This is a genomic window from Escherichia sp. KTE96 (genome assembly GCF_000408525.1).
GTDB classification, from domain to species: domain Bacteria; phylum Pseudomonadota; class Gammaproteobacteria; order Enterobacterales; family Enterobacteriaceae; genus Escherichia; species Escherichia marmotae.
In genome coordinates this window covers 864,704-877,589 of sequence record NZ_KE137149.1, presented here as the reverse complement: position 1 = coordinate 877,589, position 12,886 = coordinate 864,704, and the positions used below count along the sequence as shown (strand labels likewise).

The 12,886-nt window shown below is 50.0% G+C and carries 16 protein-coding genes; 8 read left to right on the top strand and 8 right to left on the bottom strand.

Going from position 1 to position 12,886, the window contains the following annotated elements; translation table 11 throughout:
• Nucleotides 1–32: 32 nt before the first annotated feature.
• The 4 genes from A1WG_RS10190 to epmA form a co-directional block, all read right to left on the bottom strand.
• The gene (locus tag A1WG_RS10190) at nucleotides 33–347 is read right to left on the bottom strand and encodes a YjeO family protein (RefSeq protein ID WP_001272717.1); all 315 of its coding nucleotides are present in this window, start codon (nucleotides 345–347) and stop codon (nucleotides 33–35) included.
• Complete coding sequence (gene yjeN / locus A1WG_RS10195) at nucleotides 344–661, bottom strand: protein YjeN (RefSeq protein WP_001517618.1); 318 nt, start codon at nucleotides 659–661, stop codon at nucleotides 344–346. Before yjeN ends, A1WG_RS10190 begins: the two co-directional genes overlap by 4 nt.
• 60 nt (nucleotides 662–721) lie before the next feature.
• On the bottom strand, nucleotides 722–2,224 hold the full coding sequence (gene yjeM, locus A1WG_RS10200; RefSeq protein WP_001517617.1) for a glutamate/gamma-aminobutyrate family transporter YjeM: 1,503 nt from the start codon (nucleotides 2,222–2,224) through the stop codon (nucleotides 722–724).
• A gap of 217 nt (nucleotides 2,225–2,441) precedes the next feature.
• Complete coding sequence (gene epmA / locus A1WG_RS10205; protein ID WP_000004769.1) at nucleotides 2,442–3,419, bottom strand: elongation factor P--(R)-beta-lysine ligase; 978 nt, start codon at nucleotides 3,417–3,419, stop codon at nucleotides 2,442–2,444.
• A gap of 324 nt (nucleotides 3,420–3,743) precedes the next feature.
• On the opposite strand from epmA, the gene frdA reads away from it, so the two are divergent.
• The 6 genes from frdA (at nucleotide 3,744) to blc (ending at nucleotide 8,873) form a co-directional block, all read left to right on the top strand.
• Entirely contained in the window at nucleotides 3,744–5,552 is a 1,809-nt protein-coding gene (gene frdA, locus A1WG_RS10210) for a fumarate reductase (quinol) flavoprotein subunit (protein ID WP_001517616.1), read from the top strand.
• Entirely contained in the window at nucleotides 5,545–6,279 is a 735-nt protein-coding gene (gene frdB / locus A1WG_RS10215) for a fumarate reductase iron-sulfur protein (RefSeq protein ID WP_000829498.1), read from the top strand. Before frdA ends, frdB begins: the two co-directional genes overlap by 8 nt.
• A 10-nt stretch (nucleotides 6,280–6,289) precedes the next feature.
• Complete coding sequence (frdC, locus tag A1WG_RS10220) at nucleotides 6,290–6,685, top strand: fumarate reductase subunit FrdC (RefSeq protein WP_000208757.1); 396 nt, start codon at nucleotides 6,290–6,292, stop codon at nucleotides 6,683–6,685.
• A 10-nt stretch (nucleotides 6,686–6,695) separates the two neighbouring features.
• Nucleotides 6,696–7,055, top strand: coding sequence for a fumarate reductase subunit FrdD (frdD, locus tag A1WG_RS10225; RefSeq protein WP_000609664.1), 360 nt, complete (start codon nucleotides 6,696–6,698; stop codon nucleotides 7,053–7,055).
• A 62-nt stretch (nucleotides 7,056–7,117) separates the two neighbouring features.
• On the top strand, nucleotides 7,118–8,251 hold the full coding sequence (locus A1WG_RS10230) for a BlaEC family class C beta-lactamase (RefSeq protein WP_001517615.1): 1,134 nt from the start codon (nucleotides 7,118–7,120) through the stop codon (nucleotides 8,249–8,251).
• An 88-nt stretch (nucleotides 8,252–8,339) separates the two neighbouring features.
• Nucleotides 8,340–8,873, top strand: a complete 534-nt coding sequence (blc, locus tag A1WG_RS10235) for a lipocalin Blc (RefSeq protein WP_001238372.1) — start codon at nucleotides 8,340–8,342, stop codon at nucleotides 8,871–8,873.
• Here blc and sugE read toward each other — a convergent pair.
• From sugE to efp, 4 genes are all read right to left on the bottom strand, one after another.
• A complete protein-coding gene (sugE, locus tag A1WG_RS10240) occupies nucleotides 8,870–9,187 on the bottom strand; it encodes a quaternary ammonium compound efflux SMR transporter SugE (protein WP_001517614.1) in 318 nt (105 codons plus the stop codon). The genes blc and sugE overlap by 4 nt on opposite strands.
• 176 nt (nucleotides 9,188–9,363) lie before the next feature.
• Nucleotides 9,364–9,510, bottom strand: a complete 147-nt coding sequence (gene ecnB, locus A1WG_RS10245) for a lipoprotein toxin entericidin B (RefSeq protein WP_000239596.1) — start codon at nucleotides 9,508–9,510, stop codon at nucleotides 9,364–9,366.
• Nucleotides 9,511–9,621: 111 nt separating this feature from the next.
• Nucleotides 9,622–9,747, bottom strand: a complete 126-nt coding sequence (gene ecnA, locus A1WG_RS0121885) for a lipoprotein antitoxin entericidin A (protein WP_000977753.1) — start codon at nucleotides 9,745–9,747, stop codon at nucleotides 9,622–9,624.
• 50 nt (nucleotides 9,748–9,797) lie between these two features.
• The gene (gene efp / locus A1WG_RS10250) at nucleotides 9,798–10,364 is read right to left on the bottom strand and encodes an elongation factor P (RefSeq protein WP_000257278.1); all 567 of its coding nucleotides are present in this window, start codon (nucleotides 10,362–10,364) and stop codon (nucleotides 9,798–9,800) included.
• Between the two features lie 41 nt (nucleotides 10,365–10,405).
• Here efp and epmB point away from each other — a divergent pair, with 41 nt between their 5' ends.
• Together epmB and A1WG_RS10260 are read left to right on the top strand one after the other, a co-directional pair.
• Nucleotides 10,406–11,434, top strand: coding sequence for an EF-P beta-lysylation protein EpmB (epmB, locus tag A1WG_RS10255; RefSeq protein ID WP_000940494.1), 1,029 nt, complete (start codon nucleotides 10,406–10,408; stop codon nucleotides 11,432–11,434).
• A 404-nt stretch (nucleotides 11,435–11,838) separates the two neighbouring features.
• Nucleotides 11,839–12,708 (top strand): YjeJ family protein, encoded by an 870-nt coding sequence (locus A1WG_RS10260; RefSeq protein WP_001517613.1) that lies wholly within the window; start codon nucleotides 11,839–11,841, stop codon nucleotides 12,706–12,708.
• The last annotated feature ends 178 nt before the right edge of the window (nucleotides 12,709–12,886 follow it).

Here is a 12,886-nt window from a genome sequence, read left to right as displayed (position 1 = left end):
GAAACTGCCGGAGGCGACTCTGGCAGTTTCAATCACCAACAAAACTGATAGCGCAGGAAAAACTGCCATAGCCAGTAGCCGAAGATCGCCAGTGCGGTGGCGTACATAAACCAGCCGCGTTTTTTTCGCCACTGCGTGAACCAAAGAAAAGGGAAAAACAGCGGCAACGTCATTATCACACCGACATCGCGAGTATCGTCATTTTCCAGATGCTCCAACACATCGCAGATATTGTTAATCCCGCGTCCATCAATCATCCATTCTTTGTCCAGCGTGGACAGTATCAGAATCCAGAGAACAGATACGAAGAACCAAATGCAGCATAAAATAAACTGATGTGCACTCATGACGTTTCAACCGACAGTTTCATTTCGCTAAAACGCATTCTGAACAAATCACCGTATCCGACCAATTCGCCACGAAAAACCAGGAACCTGATAAGGTAAGCGCAATAAATATCCGACAGGTTTCGCCACCGATTCCGGTCTCGATCTTTGAGGGTATTAATGGTATTGCTGACCACCATCGCTATTTTACGGGTGTGGCAGGCATCGAAAAAAGAGAGAATAGTCTGCTCTATTTCCGCTACATCCCCAGCAGAAAATTGCAGTGCTCTGATTTGATCTTCGGTTATCAGCGGGCCCCGCCCCGTGCCATCCATGACATCTTCCTTTTCAGACAACTCATCGCCGGACTGGCGATGAGTTGTTATTGCATACAATCAATCTAAGGTTAACTCAGGCTTATTCGCCATGCGGCCGCAATAGTTCTGGTAAATCGCCATTGCTAACAGCGAGAAGAAGACAGGGCCGCCAATCATCCACAATGTGCTATCCCAGTCTCCGGCTTCGACTACTGGCTGGATGATGGTAAAGACGTTAGCAAACGTCACCACCAATACGACAACCACTGTGGCAATCATTGCTGACATGTGCGTTTTGAAAATAACAAACGGTCTGTCGAGATCCTGACGCGCTTTAAAGAACGGGAATGCCAGGGCAAGGAACAGATACGGAATGGTCATGGAGACATTCGCCATCAGCGTCAGCTTGTTAAAGAACGCCGATGCGGTGCCGCCGCCAAACGAAACCAACAGGATGAAGACAGTAACCAACCCGCACTGCATCCACATCGCAATAGACGGCATTCCCATCGCGTTCAGACGCGTCATTGGTTCCGGCCACAATGCTTTCGGCGTCCCCTGGATGATTGCTTTCAACGGCGAGTAGCAAAGCGTAAAGAACGCCCCCGTGTAAGCGAGGAACATCGAAAGTCCGGTAATACGCGCAAACCATACCCCCAGCGACAATGATGCTTCGGGCGACAAATGCAGTGCATTACCCAGCGTCATCCCAAGGCTCTTCATCAGTACATAAGTAATATTGCCAAGGTTAACCGAACCATTACTTAATACCCGCTGCCAGTTAGTGCTGACGCCCCATAAGAATATTGCCAGGGAATAACCAATCGAAATAACAATAGCGGCAAAAACAATACCTTTAGCAAAATTCTTTTCAGGATTTTCCGTTTTATCAACCAGACCGCCAACAGCTTCAATTCCACCGTAAGCGAAAATAGCAAATACGACAAAAGATAACATCGCCAGACCGGACTGATATCCCGGATTTGGAGATACCACAAAATTAATATCCTGTGCGAAATGACCACCATTTAATAACAAAATAGCAACGCTCACTAACAGTAATACTAAATTAAGACACATTACTGCTATACCACCTACCGCAGTAATACGGGCTATTTTATTAATCCCTTTTGAGGCGACGACGGTAACCAGAACCATCCATGCGACAGCCAACAGACCAACAACCTGCGTAGGCTCCAGCCCGGCAATACTCCAGTGCTGAGTCATGTCGCTACCATAGAGGAATGTTGAGAACGGCACCCAAACTTTAGCGGAAGTACTCACCATCCAGATGATATAAGAGGAAAACCACATAAAGGTGCCGATGAAAGCAAAACGTGGCCCAACGCTATTATTCATCCAGGAATAGATACCGCCCTCTTCTTTGCGATAGGCCGCCCCCATTTCAGCCATCATTAAGGCGAATGGAATAAAGAATAATAATGCAGAAAATATATAAAATGGAATCGCACTATAACCCATTAAATAATAAGCCGATGGGCTATTCGCAAAACCGAATACTGAAGTAAAGATCATCAATATGAGCCCAATTAGACTCATCTTTTTTATCGTGTGAGGCATGGAATCATCCTTCATTTCAGCGCATATATTAAACGCGCCAATTAACTGCACTACCCACCGATTGGCAGGCAACAATAAAACTAATACAGAATTGATACCTGGATGATAGCAAACATCCAGTCTTAAATTGTGCGCTTTAGCGGGAAAATGAAAACATCTGCTACAGAATGGCGTCAGCTACGCCATTCTGTGTTGCGATTGAGCTAGCTTTTCAGAATTATGCCCGGTCGACACTAAAGGCAATGACTTCCGCCAGTGTCTCAGCGCCCAATGCCAGCATCACCAGGCGGTCAACACCTAACGCCACGCCGGAACAGTCAGGCATACCAACTTCCAGGGCGTCAATCAGGTTCTGGTCGATAGGATGTTGTGGTAAACCACGCGCCGCACGTTTACGGTTATCCTGCTCAAAGCGTTGTTGCTGTTCACGAGCGTCCGTCAATTCATGGAAACCATTCGCCAGCTCAATACCTTTGTAGTAGACCTCGAAGCGTTCCGCGACCCGATGATCTTCCGTACTAATTTGTGCCAGTGATGCCTGGCTGGCCGGGAAATGGTACACAAACGTTGGTTTTTCTTTACCAATGTTCGGTTCCACGCCAAAGGTAAATAGCAGTTGCAGCAACGTGTCGCGGTCTTCTTCGGTGTCTGCAACGTTACTCAAGTCCAGTTTCGCCGCGACTTCTCGCAGTTGCGTTTTGTCAGCAGAAAGCGGGTCTATTTCCAGATAACGCAAGAAAGCTTGTTGATAAGAAAGGCTTTCTGCCGCCGGGCAGTCCAGCACCTGTTGCAAGAGGTCGTCCACCTCATTCATCAACCGATACATATCATAATGCGGTCGATACCACTCCAGCATAGTGAACTCAGGGTTGTGATAACGTCCCATCTCTTCATTACGGAAGCTGCGGCACAACTGGAATACCGGACCACAACCGGCAACCAGCAGGCGTTTCATATGGTATTCCGGGCTGGTCATTAACCAGAGATTCATCCCCTGCGAGTGCCCGGGGCCTACGAAACGTGTCTCAAACGGGACCAAATGAATATCGGTTACCGTCGCCTGGCTCATACAAGGCGTCTCCACCTCCAGCACTCCACGATCGGCAAAGAAACGACGGATCTCCGCCATAATCGCCGCGCGTTTTAATAAGTTAGGAATGGATGCGCTCGGCTGCCAGGATGCCGTTTCGCTCATAGTAAAATCTCCAGTTTTTGACAAGGGCACGAAGTCTACTCGCAACGCGACGGCGAGACAAATTTTACGCAGAAATCAATCAACGGTGGGCTGTGACTAAAAAAACCGCAATATGATGGTTTAGTAATTAAATTAATCATCTTCAGTGATAATTTAGCCTCCCGGCACGCTAAAAAAATCGATCTCGTCAAATTTCAGACTTATCCATCAGACTATACTGTTGTACCTATAAAGGAGCAGTGGAATAGCGTTCGCAGACCGTAGCTTTCAGACACTTACCCTGAAGTACGGTGCTGCGGGATAAAAACAATCTGGAGGAATGTCGTGCAAACCTTTCAAGCCGATCTTGCCATTGTAGGTGCCGGTGGCGCGGGATTACGTGCTGCAATTGCTGCCGCGCAGGCAAATCCAAATGCAAAAATCGCACTAATCTCAAAAGTATACCCGATGCGCAGCCATACCGTTGCCGCAGAAGGGGGCTCCGCCGCTGTCGCGCAGGATCATGACAGCTTCGAATATCACTTTCACGATACAGTAGCGGGTGGCGACTGGTTGTGTGAGCAGGATGTCGTGGATTATTTCGTCCACCACTGCCCAACTGAAATGACTCAACTGGAACTGTGGGGATGCCCATGGAGCCGTCGCCCGGATGGTAGCGTCAACGTACGTCGCTTCGGCGGTATGAAAATCGAGCGTACCTGGTTCGCCGCCGATAAGACAGGCTTCCATATGCTGCACACGCTGTTCCAGACCTCTCTGCAATTCCCGCAGATCCAGCGTTTTGATGAACACTTCGTGCTGGATATTCTGGTCGATGATGGTCACGTTCGCGGCCTGGTGGCAATGAACATGATGGAAGGTACGCTGGTGCAAATCCGTGCTAATGCGGTGGTTATGGCTACCGGCGGCGCGGGTCGCGTATATCGCTACAACACCAACGGCGGCATTGTTACTGGCGACGGTATGGGCATGGCACTGAGCCACGGCGTTCCGCTGCGTGACATGGAATTCGTTCAATATCACCCGACCGGTCTGCCGGGTTCCGGTATCCTGATGACCGAAGGTTGCCGCGGTGAAGGCGGTATTCTGGTCAACAAAAATGGCTACCGTTATCTGCAAGATTACGGCATGGGCCCGGAAACTCCGCTGGGCGAGCCGAAAAACAAATATATGGAACTGGGTCCGCGCGACAAAGTTTCTCAGGCCTTCTGGCACGAATGGCGTAAAGGCAACACCATCTCCACACCACGCGGCGATGTGGTATACCTCGACCTGCGTCACCTGGGTGAGAAAAAACTGCACGAACGTCTGCCGTTTATCTGCGAACTGGCAAAAGCATACGTTGGCGTCGATCCGGTTAAAGAACCGATTCCGGTACGTCCGACCGCGCACTACACCATGGGCGGTATCGAAACCGATCAGAACTGCGAAACCCGTATTAAGGGCCTGTTCGCCGTCGGTGAATGTTCCTCTGTAGGTCTGCACGGTGCAAACCGTCTGGGATCCAACTCACTGGCAGAACTGGTGGTCTTCGGTCGTCTGGCCGGTGAGCAAGCTATGGAGCGCGCATCTACCGCTGGTAATGGCAACGATGCGGCAATCAATGCACAGGCTACTGCCGTTGAACAGCGTCTGAAAGATCTGGTTAACCAGGACGGCGGCGAAAACTGGGCGAAGATCCGCGACGAAATGGGCATGGCCATGGAAGAAGGCTGCGGTATCTATCGTACGCCGGAACTGATGCAGAAAACCATCGACAAACTGGCGGAGCTGCAAGAACGCTTCAAGCGCGTGCGCATCACCGACACCTCCAGCGTGTTCAACACCGACCTGCTCTACACCATCGAGCTGGGCCACGGTCTGAACGTTGCCGAATGTATGGCGCACTCCGCAATGGCGCGTAAAGAGTCTCGCGGCGCGCACCAGCGTCTGGACGAAGGTTGCACCGAGCGTGACGACGTCAACTTCCTCAAACACACCCTCGCCTTCCGCGATGCTGATGGCACTACTCGCCTGGAGTACAGCGACGTGAAGATTACTACGCTGCCGCCAGCTAAACGCGTTTACGGTGGCGAAGCGGATGCAGCCGATAAGGCGGAAGCAGCCAATAAGAAGGAGAAGGCGAATGGCTGAGATGAAGAACCTGAAAATCGAGGTGGTGCGCTATAACCCGGAAGTCGATACCGCACCACATAGCGCATTTTATGAAGTGCCTTATGACGCAACCACCTCATTACTGGATGCGCTGGGCTATATCAAAGACAACCTGGCACCGGATCTGAGCTACCGCTGGTCCTGCCGTATGGCGATTTGTGGTTCCTGCGGCATGATGGTCAACAACGTGCCGAAACTGGCATGTAAAACCTTCCTGCGTGACTACACCGACGGTATGAAGGTTGAAGCGCTAGCTAACTTCCCGATCGAACGCGATCTGGTCGTCGATATGACCCACTTCATCGAAAGTCTGGAAGCGATCAAACCATACATCATTGGCAACTCCCGCACCGCGGATCAGGGTACTAATATCCAGACCCCGGCGCAGATGGCGAAGTATCATCAGTTCTCCGGTTGCATCAACTGTGGTCTGTGCTACGCCGCGTGCCCGCAGTTTGGCCTGAACCCAGAGTTCATCGGTCCGGCTGCCATTACGCTGGCGCATCGTTATAACGAAGATAGCCGCGACCACGGTAAGAAGGAGCGTATGGCGCAGTTGAACAGCCAGAACGGCGTATGGAGCTGTACTTTCGTGGGCTACTGCTCCGAAGTCTGCCCGAAACACGTCGATCCGGCTGCGGCCATTCAGCAGGGCAAAGTAGAAAGTTCGAAAGACTTTCTTATCGCGACCCTGAAACCACGCTAAGGAGTGCAACATGACGACTAAACGTAAACCGTATGTACGGCCAATGACGTCCACCTGGTGGAAAAAATTGCCGTTTTATCGCTTTTACATGCTGCGCGAAGGCACGGCGGTTCCGGCTGTGTGGTTCAGCATTGAACTGATTTTCGGGCTGTTTGCCCTGAAAAATGGCCCGGAAGCCTGGGCGGGATTCGTCGACTTTTTACAAAACCCGGTTATCGTGATCATTAACCTGATCACTCTGGCGGCAGCTCTGCTGCACACCAAAACCTGGTTTGAACTGGCACCGAAAGCGGCCAATATCATTGTAAAAGACGAAAAAATGGGACCAGAGCCAATTATCAAAAGTCTCTGGGCGGTAACCGTGGTTGCCACCATCGTAATCCTGTTTGTAGCCCTGTACTGGTAAGGAGCCTGAGATGATTAATCCAAATCCAAAGCGTTCTGACGAACCGGTATTCTGGGGCCTTTTCGGGGCCGGTGGTATGTGGAGCGCAATCATTGCACCGGTAATGATCCTGCTGGTCGGCATTATGCTGCCGCTGGGACTGTTTCCGGGTGATGCTCTGAGCTACGAACGCGTTCTGGCGTTCGCGCAGAGCTTCATTGGTCGCGTATTCCTGTTCCTGATGATCGTTCTGCCGCTGTGGTGTGGTTTACACCGTATGCACCACGCGATGCACGATCTGAAAATCCACGTGCCTGCGGGCAAATGGGTTTTCTACGGTCTGGCTGCTATCCTGACAGTTGTCACGCTGATTGGTGTCGTTACAATCTAACGCATCGCCAATGTAAATCCGGCCCGCCTATGGCGGGCCGTTTTGTATGGGAACCAGACCTTATGCTCAAAATGACGCTCTGCGCCTTACTGATTACCGCCTCTTGCTCCGCACTTGCCGCCCCCCAACAGCTCAACGATATTGTGCATCGCACAATGACTCCGCTTATAGAACAACAAAAAATCCCGGGCATGGCCGTTGCAGTGATTTACCAGGGCAAACCTTATTACTTTACCTGGGGCTATGCGGACGTAGATAAAAAGCAGCCCGTCACGCAGCAAACGTTGTTTGAGTTAGGCTCGGTCAGCAAAACATTTACGGGCGTACTTGGTGGCGACGCTATTGCTCGAGGGGAAATAAATCTAAGCGATCCCGTCACAAAATACTGGCCTGAACTTACCGCTAAACAGTGGAACGGGATCACGCTATTACATCTCGCAACCTACACCGCTGGCGGCCTGCCATTGCAAGTGCCGGATGACGTTAAATCCTCAAGCGACTTGCTGCGCTTCTATCAAAACTGGCAGCCTGACTGGACGCCAGGAACACAACGTCTGTATGCCAACTCCAGTATCGGTTTATTCGGCTCGCTAGCTGTGAAGCCGTCTGGTTTGAGCTTTGAACAGGCAATGGATACCCGTGTCTTCCAGCCACTCAAACTCACCCATACGTGGATTAATGTGCCGCCTGCAGAAGAAAAGAATTACGCCTGGGGATATCGCGAAGGTAAGGCGGTGCATGTTTCGCCAGGGGCGTTAGATGCTGAAGCTTACGGTGTGAAATCGACGATTGAAGACATGGCCCGCTGGCTACAAAGCAATATAGATCCTCGTAATATCAATGACAAAACACTTCAGCAAGGTATCCAACTGGCGCAATCTCGCTACTGGAAAATTGGCGATATGTATCAAGGCCTGGGCTGGGAAATGCTGGACTGGCCGGTAAATCCTGACAGCATCATTAATGGCAGCGACAATAAAATTGCACTGGCAGCACGACCAGTAAAAGCGATTACGCCCCCTGCTCCTGCTGTGCGCGCATCATGGGTACATAAAACAGGGGCGACCGGCGGATTTGGTAGCTATGTCGCATTTATCCCAGAAAAAGAGTTGGGTATTGTGATGCTGGCTAACAAAAACTATCCAAACCCGGTGAGAGTCGCCGCCGCCTGGCAGATCCTCAACGCTTTGCAATAACAACGAAGATGGCCCGAATTTACGGGCCTTTTCTCCGCTTTTCCTTGCTGTCATCTACACTTAGAAAAAAACCAGTAAGGAAACATCTATGCGCCTGCTCCCTCTTGTTGCCGCAGCGACAGCGGCATTTCTTGTCGTTGCCTGTAGTTCACCTACGCCGCCGCGTGGCGTGACCGTAGTGAATAATTTCGACGCTAAGCGCTATCTTGGCACCTGGTATGAGATTGCCCGTTTTGATCACCGCTTTGAACGCGGACTGGAGAAAGTCACCGCGACATATAGCCTGCGGGATGATGGTGGATTGAATGTCATCAACAAAGGCTATAATCCGGACAGGGAGATGTGGCAACAGAGCGAAGGGAAAGCGTACTTTACCGGAGATCCGCATCGCGCAGCGCTGAAAGTGTCATTCTTTGGCCCTTTCTATGGCGGCTATAACGTCATTGCGCTCGACCGGGAGTATCGCCACGCGCTGGTTTGCGGCCCGGATCGCGACTACCTGTGGATACTCTCCCGCACGCCAACTATTTCTAGCGAAGTTAAACAGGAGATGCTGGCGGTCGCAACCCGGGAAGGATTTGATGTCAGTAAGTTTATCTGGGTACAGCAACCCGGCAGTTAATGGGTGCTGAATTTCAGACCAACTATCCCCAGTACGATTAACGCCAGACTCGCCAGGCGCATCGGACTAGCAGACTCACCGAGCAGCACAATACCGGTGATCGCCGCCCCGACTGCGCCAATCCCCGTCCAGACAGCATAAGCTGTACCTACCGGTAGCGATTTCATTGCCCAGGCGAGCAACGCCATACTGACAATCATCGCCGTCACGGTAATTACGCTTGGCGTCAGACGACTAAAACCGTGGGTGTATTTCAGGCCTACCGCCCAGACAACTTCCAGCAAACCAGCAATAAACAGGATAATCCAGGACATATAATACTCCGGAGAAATGGGGCCGTCCCCGGTGAAACGATGCGTTTGCGGGTCGTCCCGCAAAGCTGATAGTGAAAGAAGCATTTTGCCGATTTAAGAGGAAATTTCAACGGTTACAGCAGTGATTACCGCCGGGAAAAACAAACGGCACGACAAACCTGTCGTACCGTTATTGCTTATTGCTGCGCTTTCGTCGCTGCGCCAGAAATCGCGTTACCGCCATCAGAGATGTCTTCACCAACGCCACGCGTGGTGTTGCAGGCAGTTAATACTGTTGAAAGCACCAGAACAGAAAAGATCGCTGCAATTGTCTTCTTCACCATAATATCTTCCTTTTAGGTAATGTTATTTGTGTTTGCCTATAGCAAATTAATAATAGACAACATCACCAAAAATGACGGGAATCTGATGATTTTTCGGAAGTGAAGAGGAAATTAGCTGGCAGCGCGGGAAATGGAATTGCCGAGATGTTTGATATCTTCACCGAAACCGCGAGCGGTGTTACAGCCCGTGAGCAGCGTACTGGCAAGCAAAACAAGAAGGATAAGGCGTTTCATCATCTCTGACCTGAAAAGTGATGGTGCAGCCAGCAGGCCGCACCACAACCGTATTACTTCACGCGAGATACGTATTCACCAGAGCGGGTATCCACTTTGATAACTTCGCCAATCTGTACGAACAGCGGAACTTTAACCACAGCGCCAGTGGACAGGGTAGCTGGTTTGCCGCCAGTACCTGCGGTATCACCTTTCAGACCTGGATCGGTATCAACGATTTCCAGTTCAACGAAGTTCGGCGGAGTAACGGAAATCGGCTGGCCGTTCCACAGAGTCACGATGCACTCTGCCTGATCCAGCAGCCATTTCGCGTTGTCGCCAATTGCTTTTGCATCAGCAGACAGTTGTTCGAAGGTTTCGTTGTTCATGAAGTGCCAGAACTCACCATCGTTGTACAGGTAAGTCAGGTTCATATCGACAACATCAGCGCCTTCAGCGGAATCCGTAGATTTAAAGGTTTTTTCTACACGAGTACCGGTCAGCAGACGACGCAGTTTAACGCGAGCAAATGCCTGGCCTTTACCCGGCTTCACAAATTCACTTGCTTCAACCGCGTAAGGTTCGCCGTCCAACATGATTTTAAGACCAGCACGAAAATCGTTGCTATAGTACGTTGCCATAAGGCCCTCTGAAATTTGTTAATTGGTAGCTAAGCCACAAAATGGCGCATATTGTAACCCTAAACACCCCATCCAGAGAAGATTGGTTAGCGCAACTTGCCGATGTTGTGACCGATCCTGATGAACTTCTGCGTCTTTTGAATATAGACGCGGACGAAAAACTGTTGGCCGGACGCAGCGCCAAAAAGCTGTTTGCCCTGCGCGTGCCCCGCTCATTTATCGATCGCATGGAAAAAGGCAATCCTGACGATCCACTTTTGCGTCAGGTACTTACCTCGCAAGATGAGTATATCACTGCACCCGGTTTTTCCACCGACCCGCTGGAAGAACAGCACAGCGTGGTGCCTGGTTTGTTGCATAAATACCACAACCGGGCATTACTGTTGGTGAAAGGTGGCTGTGCGGTAAATTGTCGCTATTGCTTCCGTCGCCACTTCCCGTATGCCGAAAATCAGGGCAACAAGCGTAACTGGCAGACTGCACTTGAGTATGTTGCCGCAAATCCAGAACTGGACGAGATCATTTTCTCCGGCGGCGATCCGCTGATGGCGAAAGATCGCGAACTGGACTGGTTGCTCACGCAACTGGAAGCCATCCCGCACATCAAACGTCTGCGTATTCACAGCCGTCTGCCGATTGTGATCCCGGCGCGCATCACTGAGGCGCTGGTTGAACGCTTTGCCCGTTCTACGCTGCAAATCCTGCTGGTGAATCACATCAACCATGCCAATGAAGTGGATGAAACATTCCGTCAGGCGATGGCTAAGTTAAAACGCGTGGGCGTCACCCTGCTTAACCAGAGTGTTCTGTTACGTGGCGTGAACGACAACGCGCAAACGCTGGCAAACCTGAGTAATGCGTTGTTTGACGCGGGCGTGATGCCCTATTACCTGCATGTGCTCGATAAAGTGCAGGGCGCGGCGCATTTCATGGTGAGCGATGATGAAGCACGGCAGATTATGCGTGAGTTGCTGACGCTGGTGTCGGGATATCTGGTGCCAAAACTGGCGCGTGAGATAGGCGGAGAACCCAGCAAAACACCGCTGGATTTGCAGCTACGTCAGCAATAACTGATTCAACAGGGAAGTTGAAGCTGATGATAAATGTGAAATTGCCTGATGTGCTGCGCTTATCAGGCCTACATGATGCATTGCAACTGATTGAATTTTCAATGAACTGTAGGCCTGATAAGGCGTTTACGCCGCATCCGGCAAGAGCAACGAACACGCGTACAGCGACCTGCCATTAAATAGGGAAGTTTAATCTTTTCCGTTGCATAACCATTAATTATTCATATGCTTTGCTATTTTTATTATTTATATAGGTGATATCAATAATTAACCTTTCTTTTCTGTTTATATAGAGCGAGCGCCGCTATTTATGTTATTTTAACAACTATTACTACCAAGCCCATTTATCTGGCTTATAAATTAATATTATTTATTTTATTGAGAAATGGTTAGGGAGAACCTACATGGCCATAAGCATCAAGGGTGTTAACACTGGTGTTATTCGCAAGAGTAATAACTTCATTGCACTGGCACTGAAAATAAAAGAGCCTCGCAATAAAGAATCGTTGTTCTTCATGTCTGTGATGGAACTGCGCGACCTGCTGATAGCGCTGGAAAGCCGTCTGCATCAAAAGCATAAACTGGAGGTTGATCACCGTCTTCAGTATGAGCAAGCGCGCGATAAGGCCATGAAAAAGATGGCAGAAAATATTCCTCAAATTCAGATTGAAGAACTTAAAAATGCTGATATTAATCGCCGTGTAAATACACTGGCACTTACCGATAATCAGGGTGAAAATCTCACATTCCTATTAACTCTGCATGACGGCAGCAAATCTGAATTAGTTGTCAATGAACTGCAAATTGAAATGCTGGCGCGAGCAATCATTCACGCAATTAATAATGCGGAAATGCGTGAACTGGCATTACGTATTACATCGCTGTTAGATTTCCTGCCATTATATGACGTCGACTGCCAGGATAATGGTAATCTGGAATATGACACCTATTCACAGCCAGAATGGAAACAAAACTTGTTTAGCCATTATCTGGCGGTGCTTTATCGCTTTAAAGATGAAAGTGGCAAAGAACAATTTAGCGGTGCAGTGGTGAAAACACGTGAAGCGACAGCAAGTAAAGAAGTGGAGGCCATCACCCGCCGGATGCTTGATTTCAGCCCTCGACTGAAAAAGCTCGCTGGAGTGCCGTGTCAGGTCTACGTTCGCACCGTAGCGGCAAATAACGCCCAACCGCTGACCCAGGATCAATGCTTACGCGTACTGCATCACCTACGCGTTCAGTCCATCAGCAAAGCCGCGCCACAAGCGAAATAATCCCATCTTTGCTAATGCGAGGCTGGAGCCATCCAGCCTGAAATGACTGATAACGTGATCGTTGATCATGTCGGATGCGGCGTAAACGCCTTATCCGGCCTATAAATTCTCAAGCATTCAATCAGTTGCAATGCCTGATGTAGGCCTGATAAGCGAAGCGCATCAGGCAATTATACGT

Bases quoted from the DNA above. Each gene is read 5' to 3' on its own strand.
- A1WG_RS10190 (WP_001272717.1), bottom strand. From the start codon at position 347: ATGAGTGCACATCAGTTTATTTTATGCTGCATTTGGTTCTTCGTATCT.
- yjeN (WP_001517618.1), bottom strand. From the start codon at position 661: ATGGATGGCACGGGGCGGGGCCCGCTGATAACCGAAGATCAAATCAGA.
- yjeM (WP_001517617.1), bottom strand. From the start codon at position 2,224: ATGCCTCACACGATAAAAAAGATGAGTCTAATTGGGCTCATATTGATG.
- epmA (WP_000004769.1), bottom strand. From the start codon at position 3,419: ATGAGCGAAACGGCATCCTGGCAGCCGAGCGCATCCATTCCTAACTTA.
- frdB (WP_000829498.1), top strand. From the start codon at position 5,545: ATGGCTGAGATGAAGAACCTGAAAATCGAGGTGGTGCGCTATAACCCG.
- frdC (WP_000208757.1), top strand. From the start codon at position 6,290: ATGACGACTAAACGTAAACCGTATGTACGGCCAATGACGTCCACCTGG.
- frdD (WP_000609664.1), top strand. From the start codon at position 6,696: ATGATTAATCCAAATCCAAAGCGTTCTGACGAACCGGTATTCTGGGGC.
- A1WG_RS10230 (WP_001517615.1), top strand. From the start codon at position 7,118: ATGCTCAAAATGACGCTCTGCGCCTTACTGATTACCGCCTCTTGCTCC.
- blc (WP_001238372.1), top strand. From the start codon at position 8,340: ATGCGCCTGCTCCCTCTTGTTGCCGCAGCGACAGCGGCATTTCTTGTC.
- sugE (WP_001517614.1), bottom strand. From the start codon at position 9,187: ATGTCCTGGATTATCCTGTTTATTGCTGGTTTGCTGGAAGTTGTCTGG.
- ecnB (WP_000239596.1), bottom strand. From the start codon at position 9,510: ATGGTGAAGAAGACAATTGCAGCGATCTTTTCTGTTCTGGTGCTTTCA.
- ecnA (WP_000977753.1), bottom strand. From the start codon at position 9,747: ATGATGAAACGCCTTATCCTTCTTGTTTTGCTTGCCAGTACGCTGCTC.
- efp (WP_000257278.1), bottom strand. From the start codon at position 10,364: ATGGCAACGTACTATAGCAACGATTTTCGTGCTGGTCTTAAAATCATG.
- epmB (WP_000940494.1), top strand. From the start codon at position 10,406: ATGGCGCATATTGTAACCCTAAACACCCCATCCAGAGAAGATTGGTTA.
- A1WG_RS10260 (WP_001517613.1), top strand. From the start codon at position 11,839: ATGGCCATAAGCATCAAGGGTGTTAACACTGGTGTTATTCGCAAGAGT.